At 56.9% G+C, this 16,234-nt stretch carries 13 protein-coding genes; 9 read left to right on the plus strand and 4 right to left on the minus strand.

The annotated features are described in order from the left end of the window. Nucleotides 1-94 precede the first annotated feature (94 nt). A complete protein-coding gene (locus BGIM_RS62585) occupies nucleotides 95-352 on the minus strand; it encodes a hypothetical protein (protein WP_157368664.1) in 258 nt (85 codons plus the stop codon). 137 nt (nucleotides 353-489) lie between these two features. On the opposite strand from BGIM_RS62585, the gene BGIM_RS0107740 reads away from it, so the two are divergent. From BGIM_RS0107740 to BGIM_RS49235, 9 genes are all read left to right on the plus strand, one after another. Continuing rightward, the gene (locus BGIM_RS0107740) at nucleotides 490-1,896 is read left to right on the plus strand and encodes a TolC family protein (RefSeq protein WP_020469217.1); all 1,407 of its coding nucleotides are present in this window, start codon (nucleotides 490-492) and stop codon (nucleotides 1,894-1,896) included. Nucleotides 1,897-1,949: 53 nt separating this feature from the next. After that, complete coding sequence (locus BGIM_RS0107745) at nucleotides 1,950-2,837, plus strand: phosphate/phosphite/phosphonate ABC transporter substrate-binding protein (protein WP_020469218.1); 888 nt, start codon at nucleotides 1,950-1,952, stop codon at nucleotides 2,835-2,837. Between the two features lie 157 nt (nucleotides 2,838-2,994). After that, complete coding sequence (locus tag BGIM_RS0107750) at nucleotides 2,995-5,388, plus strand: DNA gyrase/topoisomerase IV subunit A (RefSeq protein ID WP_020469219.1); 2,394 nt, start codon at nucleotides 2,995-2,997, stop codon at nucleotides 5,386-5,388. Between the two features lie 68 nt (nucleotides 5,389-5,456). Next, on the plus strand, nucleotides 5,457-7,388 hold the full coding sequence (locus BGIM_RS0107755; RefSeq protein WP_029629836.1) for a DNA gyrase/topoisomerase IV subunit B: 1,932 nt from the start codon (nucleotides 5,457-5,459) through the stop codon (nucleotides 7,386-7,388). Nucleotides 7,389-7,404: 16 nt separating this feature from the next. Further along, entirely contained in the window at nucleotides 7,405-8,184 is a 780-nt protein-coding gene (locus BGIM_RS0107760; RefSeq protein ID WP_020469221.1) for a PIG-L family deacetylase, read from the plus strand. 64 nt (nucleotides 8,185-8,248) lie between these two features. Then, entirely contained in the window at nucleotides 8,249-9,781 is a 1,533-nt protein-coding gene (crtI, locus tag BGIM_RS0107765; RefSeq protein WP_020469222.1) for a phytoene desaturase family protein, read from the plus strand. 26 nt (nucleotides 9,782-9,807) lie between these two features. Continuing rightward, entirely contained in the window at nucleotides 9,808-11,370 is a 1,563-nt protein-coding gene (locus tag BGIM_RS0107770) for a phytoene desaturase family protein (RefSeq protein WP_020469223.1), read from the plus strand. Then, nucleotides 11,363-12,187 carry a lysophospholipid acyltransferase family protein gene (locus BGIM_RS49230; protein WP_020469224.1) on the plus strand — a complete coding sequence of 275 codons (825 nt, stop codon included), beginning with the start codon at nucleotides 11,363-11,365 and terminating at the stop codon, nucleotides 12,185-12,187. The genes BGIM_RS0107770 and BGIM_RS49230 overlap by 8 nt, the downstream gene beginning before the upstream one ends. Continuing rightward, nucleotides 12,184-13,353 (plus strand): glycosyltransferase family 2 protein, encoded by a 1,170-nt coding sequence (locus BGIM_RS49235; protein WP_020469225.1) that lies wholly within the window; start codon nucleotides 12,184-12,186, stop codon nucleotides 13,351-13,353. The genes BGIM_RS49230 and BGIM_RS49235 overlap by 4 nt, the downstream gene beginning before the upstream one ends. On the opposite strand, the gene BGIM_RS0107785 is transcribed toward BGIM_RS49235, so the two are convergent. From BGIM_RS0107785 to BGIM_RS0107795, 3 genes are read right to left on the minus strand one after another with little or no spacing between them, the layout of a single operon-like run. Continuing rightward, nucleotides 13,307-14,284 carry a polysaccharide deacetylase family protein gene (locus tag BGIM_RS0107785; RefSeq protein ID WP_020469226.1) on the minus strand — a complete coding sequence of 326 codons (978 nt, stop codon included), beginning with the start codon at nucleotides 14,282-14,284 and terminating at the stop codon, nucleotides 13,307-13,309. The genes BGIM_RS49235 and BGIM_RS0107785 overlap by 47 nt on opposite strands. Next, a complete protein-coding gene (locus tag BGIM_RS0107790; RefSeq protein ID WP_020469227.1) occupies nucleotides 14,281-15,615 on the minus strand; it encodes an NAD(P)/FAD-dependent oxidoreductase in 1,335 nt (444 codons plus the stop codon). Before BGIM_RS0107790 ends, BGIM_RS0107785 begins: the two co-directional genes overlap by 4 nt. Further along, entirely contained in the window at nucleotides 15,612-16,229 is a 618-nt protein-coding gene (locus BGIM_RS0107795) for an acyltransferase (protein ID WP_020469228.1), read from the minus strand. Before BGIM_RS0107795 ends, BGIM_RS0107790 begins: the two co-directional genes overlap by 4 nt. Between the last annotated feature and the right edge of the window lie 5 nt (nucleotides 16,230-16,234).

Raw genomic sequence — 16,234 nt, forward strand, 5'->3', positions numbered from 1 at the left:
CTTTCATTTCACGATTTGCAAAACGGTCAAAATCCGATCCAAAAATGACCTGAAAACGTCGAAAAACACCTTCCACACGACCATTTTTGGACAGTTACGCCCCCAAAAGTGAACAAAAACAGTGGGCCAACTGAACACTTTTTTTCAAAACCCCCGGAAAAAACGGGGATCTCCTTAATGATTTTGGGCAAATGCGCAGCGATTTTGGGTCATTGAAAATGGCCCAATATGATGAAGCATGGATTTCAGCGCTGTTCGCGGCAAATCGAACCGCTTCAATGTTGCCCGTCTTCACCACCTCCCCAAGCCGGTAATCTTTCATCAGCGCCCTCATAACCGGAAGAATGCGCACCAGGCGAATTCCTTGCCTGAAAACTCCTTTTCCCCGGCGTTCCCGGCTTTCGTGAAGACGAATCGGAGACCGATGAGAAGAAGCACGGCGACGGATAGCCGCGCCAATGGCCGCGCACGCAGCAGGGGAAGGAATTCATGAAACCGCTTCGACCCGCCGGGATTGCCCTGTTTGCCTGTGTCATTGGCGGTTTTGCGCCCGCCGCCGGATCGTCGGTGATGGCTCAAAAGGGGCCGGTGTTTCAGAAGCCCGAGCGCGTGATTGATCTTCCTCCGGTTGTCGCAAGGGAAGAACCGAAGGCCGAGCCGAGAGAAATGCCGAAAGCGAAGGAAACGCCGAGGCCTTTGAACGAACTGGCGCCACTTCCACAGGCCGGAACCACGAAGCCAGTGACGGTGACGCGGTTCACGTTGGCCGAGGCTCTGCGGACGGGGCATGCCAACCATCCGAGCCTCAAGGCGCTGCAAAATGACATTATGGCCTCTCAGCAAAAGATGCAGGGGCTCAAGGAAGCTCACTTCATCACCGGAGGTTTGGTCCCGGACTTGAAATATCGCCGCCAGCAATTGGAATTGGGCGAGCAGGCAAACGCCGCCGAATTGGCCCAAGCCGAGCATGATGTGACTTATGCCGTGGTGCGCAGCTTTTACACGGTGATCTACGCCCGCGAACAAGCCAAGATCGCCCGCGATCTGGTCGATCAACTTGACCTGTATTTGGAGCAGGTTCGCAAGATCGTGAACAGCAAGGGGGGCGGCGTCAAGGGAATCACGAAGGACACCGAAGACAAAATGGTGATCCTCATCGCCGAGGCCCGCGGCAAAATGGAAGAAGCCGATTCCGGGGTGGCGCGGGCTCGCGCAAGTTTGCGGGAGGCGATTGGCCTAAGCCCCAACATCGAAGTGGACACAGCCGACGAACTCCTCCCCGAAGTGCAGGCCGAATTCACCAAAGAAGCAATTGTCAACCATGCGTTGACCCGACGCGGTGAAATCCGGATGGCGAACATTGGTGCCCAAGTCACGCAACTGGAAGTGGTGGCCCAATGGTCCCGGAAATTATCCGTGCGGGTGCCAACTTTTGCCAATGGCGGCGATCTCCATGCCAAGCCGATTCCCGTGGCCAGCCGGGAACCGGACTACAAGCCAGGGGCGATTCCCCCGGAGATGCCTGCCGAACTGGTTGGCCATCAAAAGACCCGCACGGCCATCGCCCAGCAATATTACGAGCGATCCGAAAAGGTCGTCGAACAAGCCCGGAACTTGGTCGCCTTGGAATCAGAAGTAGGGTACGCCCGTTACATTGAGGCGACCAAAAAGGTGGCGATCTTCAAGGAAGCCTCCAAAGCGGGTCGCTCGCTGCTCGAACGACAACGGGAGGCCACCGGTGGCAACCTTACCAAAGAAGACATTCTGATGAACGAAGTATCCGTGACGCGGTCGTTCGCTTCGTTCAATCAGTCGCTTTATGAGCAGATTATCGCCTTGGCGAATCTGGAACGAATTTCTGCCGGCGGAGTTCATGTGAATTTTCCCGGTCGCTGAGCCGATACCCAATTTGCCCGCCCTGCCGAGAGTTCCCAGAGGAGGAAAATCACGTGAAACGGACGTGCCTGACCAGTCTGACGTGCTGCTTCTTTTTGGTGGCGGGCGTGCGGGCGGAAGAGAAACCCGTCGTCAAAATCGGTATTCCCCGAAGTATCTTCCGGGATATCCCGCCCGCCTTGCTTACCTTTGCCAATGAGCCTTTTAAGGATCTCATGAAAGCCCAAACAGGGCTGGATGGCGACATCGTCAATGATGCCGACGCCATGAAAATCGCGAAGGACATCAACGACGGCAAACTTCACCTCGGCGTCTTGCTTGGCCACGAATTTGCCTGGGCCAAGCAGAAATACCCCGAACTGGAAGCGATTGTCTGCACCGTTCCCCGGCCGCGCGAAGTGCAGGCGTTCATTTTGGTTCGGCACGATTGCAAGGCGACCAACCTCGGCGATTTGAAGGGAACGAAACTGGTGATGGCCTCGGGCTTGCGGGATCATGCCCGGCTTTTCTTTGAAAAGCGGAAGGCCGACGAAATGGGTTCCGAAACCCTGTGCAGCCTGAGCAAGACCTCCACCGTTCATGATGCCATCCACAAGGTGATCGACGGCGACGGCGATGTCACCGTCTGCGATCTGGCCTCTTGGAATTACTTCCTGAAACTTTACCCCGGCCCGGCTCAGAACCTGCGGGTGCTCGCCAAGTCCGAAGTGTTTCCCCCGTCCGTGGTGGTTCACAAAAAGGGGTCGATTCCGGAATTTGTGGTGAAAAAATTCCGCGAGGGAATGCTGACGGCCCACCAAAGCCCCAAGGGTCAAAAACTCATGGGAACCATCAAGATGGAACGATTCGATTTGCTCCCCGCGAACTACGACGAGCAATTGAAGGAAAGCCTGAAGTTGTATCCGCTTTCCGCGCAAGAGAGGGCGATGATTGACAAATAAACCCTCCCCGCAGGGTTTGACAAACCGAAACCCCCGGTCTTTGACCGGGGGTTTTCCTGTTTAATAGTGGACAAACGTACATTGGTAGTTTGTTCCCCTTCGGTTAAGATCTCATCTACTCTTCTCAACTTTGGTTCGACCACAAGCGGGACGGCGCATGGCGGAGAACATTCAAACAGTTTCCATTTCAAAGGAAACACACGAACGCTACCTTCGCTATGCGGTGTCGGTCATCACATCGCGGGCGCTTCCCGATGTGCGGGACGGATTGAAGCCGGTACAGCGCCGCATCCTTTACGGAATGTACAACGACCTTCGATTGAGTTTCGACGGCCGACCGGCGAAATGCGCCCGCATTGTCGGCGACGTGATGGGGAAATATCACCCGCACGGCGACGGTAGCATTTATGATGCGCTGGTGCGCATGGCCCAAGCATGGGTAATGCGGCTTCCGCTGGTCCACGGGCAGGGGAACTTCGGCTCCGTCGACGGCGACCGGCCGGCCGCTTATCGGTACACGGAAGCCAAACTCTCGGCCATTTCGGACTACCTGATGCGCGAACTGCGTCAGGAAACGGTCGAAATGCGGCCCTCCTACAACAATGAGAATTTTGAGCCGGTCGTTCTCCCGGCCGAGTATCCCAACTTGCTGGTCAACGGTTCTTCCGGCATCGCCGTGGGGATGGCGACCAACATCCCGCCACACAATCTCGGTGAAGTGTTGCGGGCCTCCATCGTGTTGATCGATGACCCGGACGCCACGACGGCCGTTTTAATGGAGAAAATCAAGGGACCGGATTTTCCGCTTGGCGGCAAGATTGTCACGGATCGTCCGACGCTCCGCCGAATTTACGAAGAAGGGGATGGGGGCATCAAGGTCCAGGCCGAGTGGAAGCTGGAGAAGGAAGACAGCAAGATCCCGCAGATTGTCATCACGTCGATTCCGTATGGGACTGACAAGGAAAAGATCGAAAACGACATCGGCATGATTATCGAGAACCGGAAACTCCCCGGTCTGGTGGGCCTCACTAATGAGACCAATCAGAAGGAAGGTTTCCGCATCACGATGGATTTGAAGCCGGGGACCGACCCGAATTTGGTGATGGCGTACCTCTATCGGCACACTGATCTCCAATCGAACTTCTCCTACAACCTGACCTGCCTCGTGCCGGGAACTGACGGAGCCACCCGCCCTGAGCGGCTTGGGCTAAAGGCCATCCTGCGGTATTTCCTCGACTTCCGTTTCATCACGGTGAAGAAGCGGTTCGAGTTTGAACTGGCAGTGTTGAAGAAGCGAATCCATTTGCTGGAAGGCTTCCGCATCATCTTCAACGCCCTTGATCTGGCGATCAAACTCATCCGCGAATCAAGCGGCAAGCCGGACGCGGCCCAAAAACTGATGAAGGAGTTCGATCTCGACGCCATCCAAACGGATGCGATTCTTGATTCGCAACTCTACAAGATCGCCCAAATGGAAATTCGCAAGATCTTGGACGAGTTGAAAGAGAAGAAAGAACAGGCCGCCCACATTGAGTCAATTTTGAAGTCCCAAAAGAAGCTTTGGGGGGTGATCCGCGAAGAACTTGGGGCCTTGGAGAGCAAGTTTGCCACACGGCGAAGCACCCGCATGGCATCCGACGAGGATGTGCTGGAGTTCAACGAAGCTGCCTACATCGTCAAAGAAAACACCAATGTCGTGCTGACCAATGACGGCTGGGTCAAACGAGTCGGCCGCCTGGCTTCCGTGGACACCACCCGCGTGCGGGAAGGGGACCGGGTGATTGCTGTCGTCCCGGCCACGACGCTGGATCATGTGGTTTTCTTCGCGGACGACGGCACCGCCTACACGATGCGTGTCAACGAAATTCCGGCCAGTTCCGGATACGGCGAGCCGATCACGAAGTATTTCCGCATCGCCGACCAAGTGAAAATCATCGCCGCCGAGACGACGGATGAGCGGTTTGTCCCCGCCGAGATAAAAGGTTCCAAGGATGATGCCCCCGGCCCGTATGTGTTGGTGGGAACCAGCGCGGGATTTGTCCTTCGCACGCCGTTTCTGGCCTTCCGAGGAGCCTCCACCAAAACCGGTCGCCGTTATGTTCGTCTCGGCGAAAACGAAAAAGTGGTGTACGTTCAAACGCTTCTCGGCAACGAAGAAAGCATGTTCCTCGCCTCACGGGCCGGACACGTCATTCATTTCGATCTCAAGGAGATCAACGTGTTGTCGGGGGCCGGCAAAGGTGTCATTGGGATAAAACTCGGCGAAAAAGAAGAGTGCATCGGTGGCACCGTGATCTCCAACCGGCATGATGCCTTGGTGGTGGAAACCACCGGCGGCGTCACGAAAGAATTCCGACGCGGGGCGCATCGCATGGTCGGCCGCGGCGGCAAAGGCACGGAAGTCGTCAAGCGGACGGAACTGGCCAAGGTGATCCCGCCGGGCATCATCCTCACCGACTGGGAATTGGTGGAGCAGGGTAAGATCAAAGAAGCCCGGACTCGAAGCGAGGAGCGCAACAGCAAGGCCGAAGACGGCGAGTTGTTTGAGTGAAGCGGCGGGTGTTTTTCCTCTCTCAGGTTGGGTTTCGTGTTTTTTCGGATGTCCAAGAGATTCAAGTCATGTCAACAGCGACGACCACCAAGGGATATACGACCGAATCATCCATTCAGGTGTTGGAGGGATTGGAACCCGTTCGCAAGCGCCCGTCCATGTACATCGGCAGCACGGACGTGAAGGGGTTGCACCATCTGATTTGGGAAATCGTGGACAATTCGGTGGACGAGTATTTGAACGGCCACGCCGATTCCATCCAAGTGACGCTTCACAAATCCGGTGATGCGCTGAGTGTTCAGGACAACGGGCGCGGCATCCCCGTGGACATTCACCCGAAGCACAAAAAATCCGGGGTGGAGCTGGTATTGACCGTCTTGCACGCTGGTGGCAAATTCGGGCAGGCCGATGGATATTTTTACTCCGGCGGTTTGCACGGCGTCGGTGCCTCGGTGGTGAACGCCCTCTCACGAAAGCTTGTCGCCACCATCCGGCGGGATGGCTACGAATGGCGGCAATCATTCGCCAAAGGCACCCCAACGACCAAGCTGGAAAAGCTGGACAGTTTCCGGGGACACGGCACAATCATTTATTTCGAGCCGGATGAAACGATCTTCAAACAGACCAAGTTTTCCGCTGAGGAAATCAAGGAACATCTGGAGGCGATGTCCTACATCCACTCCGGGCTGAAGATCATCTTCAAGGACGACACGACCGGGGAAACCCATGATCTGACGCACCCCGGCGGCATCCCGGATTTCCTTCAGGAACTTATCAAGAACGCGCAGAAGCCGACCATCACAGAGTCCCCGTTCACGCTCAAACGTGAAGACGGCCAACGGATGGAATGCGCCCTCCAGTGGACCGAATCCACGGACGAAACGATTCGCTCCTATGTGAACGGTATCCGCACCCCGTCGGGAGGAACGCACGAAAACGGTTTCAAATCGGCGTTGGTGAAGGCGATTCGGAACTACATCGAAACGCACAACATCAAGATCAAGGATCTGTCGATCACCGCCGAGGATATCCGCGAGGGGATCGTCGGCGTTCTATCCGTGTTTGTCCGAGAACCGATGTTTCAGGGGCAGACCAAGGAAAAGCTGAACAACCCGGAGATGACGGCCGCTGTCGAAGCGTTCGTCCGCCCCGGCCTCGAAACGTGGTTGAACAACAACACCACGGCCGCCGACAACATCGTCGGCCGGATTGTGCTGGCGGCCAAGGCCCGCCTGGCTTCGCGTGAGGCCGTTAATGAAGTCAAACGAAAGACGATTGGCTCAAGACGGCTGAATTTGCCGGGGAAATTGGCCGACTGCAAGGCAACCGACCGGGATGAAACCGAACTGTTCATCGTCGAAGGTGATTCGGCCGGGGGGTCGGCCAAACAGGGGCGGGATAACCGCACGCAAGCCGTGTTGCCGCTGCGGGGCAAGATTCTCAACTCCGAGGGAATGGTCACCACCAAGGCGTTGGGCAATCAAGAGTTGAACGATTTGGTGACCGCCATCGGAACGGGCGCGGGGGACCGTTTCAACGCGGTTGGTCTGCGCTACAACAAGATCATTCTTCTGATGGATGCGGATGCGGACGGCCATCACATTTCCACGTTGCTGCTCGACTTTTTTTTCCGGCACATGACTGATTTGATTCGTCGGGGCCATGTGTATTTGGCCCAACCGCCGCTCTACCGAATCGATGTTGGCAAAGAAACCCATTGGGCGCGTGACGACAACCACAAGGAAGAAATCATCTCCAAGCTGCGGGCGAACGCCAAGTATGAGATCACCCGCTTCAAAGGTCTCGGCGAAATGGATGCCAAGGTGTTGCGGGAGACAACGCTCGACCCGAGGCACCGGATTTTGTTGAAGGTGGAAATCGACAATCCCTTGCGGGCCGACGAAGTGTTCGATCACTTGCTCGGCAAAGATGCCTCGCACCGCTACACCGAGATCATGAAGAACGCCGAGAAGGTGTCTGCCGAAGAAATCGACGTTTAAGCCGGGAGCGAGCAACATGGATTCGGACAATGTGCGGGTGGATGTGTGCGCGGTCGCCCCGCATCCGGACGATTTGGAAATCACCTGCGGGGGGACGCTCGCCAAGTTGGTGAAGCAGGGTTACACCGTCGGCATTATCGATCTCACCACCGGCGAACCAACCCCGCGGGGGACCGAAGAGATTCGCCGGGCGGAAGCCGAAGAGGCCCGCCGGATTTTGGGTGTGCAGCACCGGGTGAATCTCGGGCTTCCCAACCGCGTCCTGATGGATGGCCCGGACATGCGATTTGCCTTGGCGACGCAACTTCGCAAATGGCAGCCAAAAGTGTTGATTAGCGTGGCCGGGCGAACACCGGCCGCCTCGCCGGATCATCATCAATCACATCTCATCATCGAAGCCTCGCGGTTTTATTCGCAACTCACCAAGTGGGACGACCGGTTTGACGGCACGCCGCCATATCGGGTGCCGCAACTGGTGTATTCACCGTTCCCATTCGACGCGGAACAGCGTCTTTGGCACAGCACGTTTGTCATCGACATTTCAGAGGTGATGCCGCAAAAACTGGCGGCCGTGAAGGCGTATCAATCACAGTTCGACGAAGGCCGGGCCAAAATGGTCGATCATTTCTTGAACGGCTGGAACGCCTGGCAGGGCGCCCGCTGCGGGTTCGCCCACGGGGAGCTTTTTGCGTTGCCGCAACCGCTGGCCGCGACGGATTTGTTCAAACTGGTGTCTTCCCCCGGCGGTCACACGGCGGAACACATTCCCGGAAAAGACCATCTCCCGATGGGATAATGTGGTTTTCCCTCGATCACATTTCCTAGGATTCACTGCAAGACATCACGACTCACACGGGCGCATGAAGGATACCCCATCGGTCATTATCATCGGAGCCGGACCGGGGGGATTGGCCGCCGCGTTGCTTCTCGCCCATGCCGGGGTGAAAGTACGCATCATTGAACGGCTGCCCCGGCCGGGCGGCCGTTGCTCGGCGATTGAAGAGCAGGGCTTCCGTTTTGATCTTGGACCGACATTTTTTCTCTATCCCCTCGTCCTCGAGCGCATCTTTCGGCTGATCGGCCGCAACCTCGCCAGCGACATCCCGATGGTGCGGCTCGATCCGCAATACCGCCTGAAGTTCGGCGAAGGAGGCGATCTCCGATGCACGCCGGACATGCGCCAGATGGCTGCGGAAATCGCCAAATATGCCCCGGCCGATGCCGCGAATCTGTCCAAATATCTCGCGGAAAACCGGCACAAAATGGCCTCGTTCAAGCCCGTCTTGGAACAGGCGTTTCTCAGTTGGAAAGATCTTGCCTCGTGGGATCTGATGAAACTGCTGCCCATCTTGCGGCCGTGGCGGTCCGTGGATTCCGACCTGCGGCGATTTTTTGCCGACCAGCGCACCCGGCTGGCGTTTTCGTTTCAGGCCAAGTATCTCGGCATGTCCCCCTTCAACTGCCCGAGCTTGTTCACAATCCTTTCGTTCCTCGAATATGAATGGGGCGTCCATCACCCGATCGGCGGTTGCTCGGCCGTCTCGGAAGGCATGGCCCGCATCGCTGAAGAAATGGGCGTGACCATTTCCCTTGGTGAAGAAGTGACCGCGTTGCAATTTGACGGTCGTCGGGCGATGGGGGTAAAAACGACCCACGGAGAATATCAAGCAGACAAGATCGTCATCAACGCCGACTTCGCCAGAGCCATGTCCCGCTTGGTCCCCGACCATCTCCGGCGACGCTGGACAAACCGCAAGCTGGCCAAGAAAAAATACTCCTGTTCAACCTTCATGATGTACCTCGGCATCGAAGGACTTTACGATCAACTCGACCATCATACGATCTATACCTCAAATGACTATACGGGCAATCTTGCGGATATCGAGGGTCGACAACGCCTGACGGAAGACACCTCCTTTTACGTTCAAAACGCGGGCGTCACCGACAAAACGCTCGCTCCCGCCGGGCATAGTACTCTGTATGTGCTGGCTCCGGTGGCCCATCAAAGCGAGGCGATCAACTGGAAGACCGAGAAGGCCCGTTTTCGGCAGCAAGTGTTCAATCAGCTTCCCAAGATCGGCCTCACGGATGTGGAACGTCGTATCCGTTTTGAGAAAGTCATCACCCCGGCCGATTGGGAGGGGAATTATGAGGTCTTCAACGGGGCGACGTTCAACCTCGCCCATAACCTGACGCAGATGCTTCACCTGCGGCCCCGCAATCGGTTCGAGGATTTGGAATCCGTCTACTTGGTCGGCGGCGGAACACATCCCGGCAGCGGTTTGCCGGTGATTTATGAGTCGGCCCGCATCACCAGCCGGTTGCTGTTGAAAGACCTTGGCATGAACACAGGCTGGCTGGACGAAGCCGAAATTCCCCGGCCGGCGGTCTGATTCTCATACGCACCCAGGACTTCAAGATGTCGAAAATTCACGGACGAGTCGCTGTCATCGGTGGAGGCTTGGGCGGCTTGGCGTCGGCTTGCACGTTGGCCGCGCGCGGCCATGCCGTGACCCTGTTTGAAAAAAGCGATTGGGTTGGCGGCAAGGCGGCCATCTTAGAGCAGGACGGTTATCGCTTTGACATGGGGCCAACGATTCTCACCGTTCCCCGCGTGTTGCGGAAGATCTTCGGCGAGGCCGGCCGACAGTTGGAAGATTATCTTCAACTGGTCCGGCTCGACCCGCAATGGCGGTGCTTCTACGAAGACGGATCGATTCTTGATCTTGTCTCCGATGTCGAAAAGATGGCGGCGGGGATCGATCAATTTTCCCCTGGCACCAAATCAGCGGACGGTTACCGGGAGTTTCTGAAGTTCTCCGAGCGGATGAACAAAATCAGCGACCGGTTTTTCTTCTGGAGATCGGTCGGCGGGCTGAAGGATATGTTCAGCCTGAAAACGTCGTTTAGCATCAAAATGCTGGCGGACGTGCTGGCCATGCGAATGGGCCACTCCGTTGGCGAAACTGTTCGCAAATACGTGCCGGATGAACGAATCGCCCAGATGTTGGATCACTTCACGCAATATGTCGGCTCCTGCCCGGATGCCAGCCCGGCCGTGTTGTGCGGTATCGCCCACATGCAGACCGACGAGGGCGTTTGGTATCCAATGGGCGGCACGCGGGCCGTCCCGTTGGCCCTTCAAAAACTGGCGGGGGAGTTGGGTGTTGAGATTCGATTGAATTCGGGAATTCAGCGAATTATGACCGATGGCAAAAACCGGATCACCGGCGTGGTGACCGATGCCGGAGAACAAATCCCTTTTGATTCGGTGGTGTCCAATGCGGATTCGGTGCGCACCCATCGGGAGTTGTTGAATCACTCGGCACCCGCGTTTGAAACCCGTCGAAGTTACGAACCAGCCTGTTCCGGGATTGTGATGTATCTCGGTCTCAAGAAGAAATACGATCATCTTCTGCATCACAATTTCGTTTTCTCCCGCGATCCGGAGGAAGAGTTCGACGAGATTTACAACAAGGGGGAACCGGCCCACGATCCGACATGTTATGTCTGCGCCCCGGCTGCCACAGAACCTGGCGTGGCCCCCCCCGGCGGGGAGGCGTTGTACATTCTCATCCACACGCCTTACCTTCGGCCCCACCATGACTGGCGGGAAATGTATCCCGCCTATCGGAAGGTGATTATCGAAAAACTGCGGAAGACCGCCGATTTGAAGGACATCGAAGACCGCATCGTCTTTGAATCGCAACTGACACCCGAGGATATCCATCGCCGGTATCATGTTCTTAACGGGGCGATTTACGGGCTGGCCAGCCACGGCAAATGGGTCGGGGCGTTCAAGCCCGCGAATCGCAGTCCGGATGTGCGGGGATTGTATCTGGCCGGTGGTTCCGCCCATCCGGGACCGGGGATGCCGATGGCGTTGATGTCCGGCTGGATTGCGGCCGACACTCTCGACCAAGATGTTCGACGGCAAACGAAGAAGACCGAGATTCCGACGGGAAGCAAACGCGATGGTTGACCGACCCGACCCGGCGATGCCCCGGCAAACACCGTGGCTGTTTCGTTGGTTCCAACGTTACTCCGGGCGATATGCGGCGAAGCATTTTCACGCGGTCCGCCTCGCCCGTGGAAGCGCGGCCATTCCCTGTTCAGCCGGTGAATCATTGATTTTTGCGATGAATCATCCTTCTTGGTGGGATCTCATCACCGCTTTTCTGCTTTCCACTCGCGTGCCAGGCTACCAGCATTACGCCCCCATTGAGGCGCAGATGCTGGAGAAATACCGCTTCTTCGCCCGACTGGGCCTTTTCGGCGTCGAACCTACTCCGCGCGGGGCGGCCAAGTTCATCCGGGCGGTGAAAGCGATTTTTGCCAACAGCCATCATGCGCTTTGGATCACTGCACAAGGAAAATTTGCGGACCCACGCCAACGACCACTGGACTTGCGACCCGGTGTCGGGGCGGCCGCCAGCCGTCTTGAGTCAGGCTGGGTGGTGCCAGTGGCGGTTGAGTATCCGTTTTGGCAGGAACGCACGCCGGAGATGCTCATTCGCATCGGCCAGCCGATTGCGGTGACGGAACATTCTCTCGATGCCCGACAATGGACGCATCTGATCGAAGAACGACTGACCGAGACAATGGATCAACTGGCGCAAGATTCCATCAGCCGCGATCCGGCCCGGTTTGAAAATCTGATTCAAGGACGTGTCGGCGTGGGCGGCGTATACGATTGGTGGCGCAGCCTGACCGGACGGCTACGAGGCCGACCGGTCGTCCTTGGCCACGGCGAACCCGAAATTTCCTCGACTCCCCGAGAGGAATCCATTCCCCAATGATGATGGCTCTCGCTGGCGTGGCTCTCTTCTTCGCCGCATTCCCGGCTCTGTTGTACTTTCGCAATGTCACGCTTTATCGCACCCCGGCGGTTTCCCAAGAGCCTCCCGTTGGCGTGTCCGTGTTGATCCCGGCCCGCAATGAAGAGGCCGGGATCGAAGAAGCGGTGATGTCGGCGTTGACCTCCCAAGGGGTGAATTTGGAAGTGGTCGTGTTAGACGATCACTCCGAAGATCGCACGGCCGAGATTGTCCAAAAAATTGCATTGACGGACAATCAATTGAGGTTGGAATCAGCCCCGCCATTGCCCGAAGGCTGGTGCGGCAAGCAGCACGCCTGCCATGTCCTCGCCGGACTGGCCCGTTATGATTTGCTGGTGTTCGTCGATGCGGATGTGCGTCTGACGAGCGATGGCCTTTCCCGGATGGTCGGTTTCATTTATGGTTCCAAAACGGACTTGGTGAGCGGCATTCCCCGGCAACGAACGGGAACTCTCTTGGAAAAGCAACTGATCCCGCTGATTCACTTCTTACTGCTTGGTTTTTTGCCGATCGCCAGAATGCGCACATCGGGACAAGTGAGTCTCGGGGCCGGATGCGGTCAACTTTTCATGGCCACCCGGCGGGGATACGATTTGTCCGGCGGCCACGCGGCCATCAGGCGATCCCTGCATGACGGGCTGACATTGCCGAGGGCGTTTCGCAAAGCCGGATTGATGACCGATCTGTTCGACGCCACCGAAGTGGCTTCTTGCCGGATGTATCACTCGGCCAGCCAAGTGTGGTTCGGGCTGGCGAAGAATGCCCGCGAGGGGCTGGCGTCCAATCGGTTGATCGTTCCGGCCACGGTGATGCTGTTATCGGGCCAAGTGTTGCCAGTTGTACTATTGGGCTGGTTAAGCACTGAAGAATGGATCATGGCGGCAATGGTCGTTGTCGCTGTGGTTTGCTCACTGGCCCCGCGAATTGATGCGGCCATCCGGTTCAAGCAATCACTTTGGGCGGCGTTTTTCAATCCGCTCAGCGTGTCATTGGTGATTCTGATTCAATGGTTCGCGCTGTTTCGGGATGTGCTGGGTTTTCGCCCATCATGGAAGGGCCGACAATACGCCAACACGGCCGTTACTTCTCCGTCGTCCGGGCCGGGAGACGATTCCCCTTCTCAATGATTTCCTTGACGTGCAGGCTCATCGGCAGCACCTTGAAGTTCTTCGCATACATGCGCAGAAAGTCGGCCGCCCAACCCAATTTGACCTTGCCGGGGATCTTCATCGCCGGGAAGAAGTCCAGCCCGCTCACATCGTCGTTGCCCATGAAATCAAGCGGATGTAACAGCAATGATGGTTGAGTTCGGGTGATCTTGCAGGCGAGGATAAAAGCCCGGAAATACCACCGAGCGATCAACGGGCTGTAGCACGACAAATAGAGCAGATAACTCAAATGAATGGGGATTTTGGCCATCGGGAACGTCGTCACCGGGATTTCCACGATGGGACCGGCGGGGGTGTGCCAGCGATAGGCGTTTAGTCGCTTGAAACCTTCCGAGAGTTTGCCAAAGAGCTTGGATCGTTGATGCTTCTCGGCGGCCGTCATTTTGCCGGCCTTGGCGAAATAATACATCCGGGCCAGCGGGCCAAGGAAAGTCGGAAAGGTGGAGGCATCATAAAGGTAATGGCGATTGGCCAGAATTCGTAACACAGCCGGCGACAAGCTAAAGCCAGGGCCGCGAAAGCCGATGGGACGTTGGCCGGTCACTTCTTCGAGAGCGTCTTCGGTCTTAGAAAGTTCTTCTTCGATTTCTCCGTCGGAATAGAGGTGCAGCCAAGGTTCATGGCGAAAGGAGTGGTTGCCCACTTCATGGCCCCGCCGGGTGATGTCCCCCAGCACGGTCCGGTCGGCGGCCTTGGCGGCATCCAAACCGACGATGAACCAAGTGATCTTGAGCGATAGTTGATCTAACAGATCCAGCACGCGCGGGACAATGATGGATAGATAACTCGGCAGTTCCTCCCAACCGGCGTCGCCGTGGGTTTTCATATAAGACCACTTGTTGTCGAGGTCGAGCGACAAACTCGCGGTCAGTTGTGGTGATCGGCTCATCGTTTCGAGGGGGGAAAGGTGGCTTCGGGATGGATGGCCTTCACCGCCCGGTCGGCCAAGGCGAGGCTTTCATTTACGTTCAGCGTGCCGTTGACGATTTGGGAAGAATTTGCCAGCCAAATATTGGGCAGGGAACTCTTGAAGGGCATCACACGTTTGGAGTAATCTCGCGAGGAGATGGCGAACACCTCACGGACTCGGGAAACCTGAAGCTCTATCACATCCGCTTCCGAAAAATGCGGATACATCCGTGACAACGCCGCGAGAAAACGATTGCGGATCGAGGCATCGGATTCGTCAAACAGCGGATCATCCGGGGCGACGTATTTTGGCAAGTAGACGAGAGAATGCCCGTTGAATTCTTCCCGGTTGACCAACGCGCTCATCTCAATGACTGCCGTGAACGGTACCCAAGAATCGGTGATATTGGTGACGTAAAACCGATCCAATGGCTTCCGAAGCAAAACCGACACACACACGATTCCTTGATACCGCAAATCGGTCAGCCGATGCCGGTCTTCTGCCGGAAGCTCCGGCAACAAGCGATTGGTCACATGTGGGTTGGTGGTCAAAATCATGCGGTCGAACCGGTGTTCCGTTCCCGAGATTTCGCAACGCACTCCGGTGGCATCCGAACGGATTCCGGCCACCTTTGCCCCGGTGATGACGCGAACGCCCGACTTTTCAAGAGAACTCTTCAAGGCGGCCAAAATCCGATGATAGCCGCCGTGAACATAGCCAAACATTTCCTTCTTCAACCCGCTCCGCCGGGCGGCGTACATCCGGGCGATGGTGGCCCAGATGAACGTCGCCATCGATTCGCGGTAGGCGTCCCCGAGCTTGGCTTTCAGAAGGGGAATCCAGATTTTTTCCAGCGTGCGGCCACCAGACCATCGCTTTAACCAAGTGGCGACAGGAACGCGCTCCAGATACCGCCAGTCGCGGATTTTGGAGGCGACGGTGATCGTCATCGCCAGCCGGATTTTGTCAAGCAAACCGAGCGGCGGGAACTTCAAGAACTCCATTGAGTTCGACATCGAGTACATTTGGCCATCCGTGTAGAAACCGGTCTTGGTTTCCACCCAGCGGAAGTCTTGCTCCAGCCCGATTTCGGCGACCAAATCGCGCACTAGAAAGTCGGACATCAGGATGACATGGTAATGCTTGTCCCAAGTGACATCACCGAGTTGCCAGGCGCCCGCTAACCCGCCGATGGAGTCGCCGGCTTCCAGAATTGTGACTTGATGGCCAAGTTTCGCCAGTCGCCGGGCAAGGCCGAGGCCGACCATCCCGCCGCCGACAATACCATAATGGAGAGATTGATTCGTCACGGGAGTTCAACCGCCTCGCCGTCTTCGATGCGATACTTTCGCTGGCATTTGAGGCAAACAACCTGCGTGGCTTCCGTCGGCATCCCGCCACTGAATTTACCGGTGATCTGTCCGCAACGACACACGGTTCCGATCACACGGGCCGGGTTGCCGATCGCGAGGGCAAAATCCGGGATCGATTTGGTGACCACCGACCCCATCCCGATCATGGCAAACCGGCCGATGGTGAGATCGCTACCGATCACGCAACCGGCCCCGATGGTGGCCCCCGGCCCGACCACGGTGCTGAGGGTTTCATCATCCGGGTCGCTTGGCCGCAGACTCTTCAAGTCCGGGGTCGCGGCCCGAGGGAAACGATCATTGGTGAAGATTGTCCCGGCGCTAATCATCACGCCGTCTTCGATGGTCACACAGGTGCAAATATAAACCATCGCGTTGATCTTGCAGCGATGGCCGATCTTCACGCCGTAGGCGACGTAAGTTTTCTCTCCGAGAATACACTCGTCGCCGATGCTCGTGTCGTGCCGCACATGCACGGAATCCCAGATCGACGTTCCCTCGCCGATGCTGACATTGTTTTCGATGATGGCGGTCGGATGGATGCGGGCGGGCATGGTTG

Origin of the sequence: Zavarzinella formosa DSM 19928, assembly GCF_000255705.1 — a bacterium.
Taxonomy (GTDB): Bacteria; Planctomycetota; Planctomycetia; order Gemmatales; family Gemmataceae; genus Zavarzinella; species Zavarzinella formosa.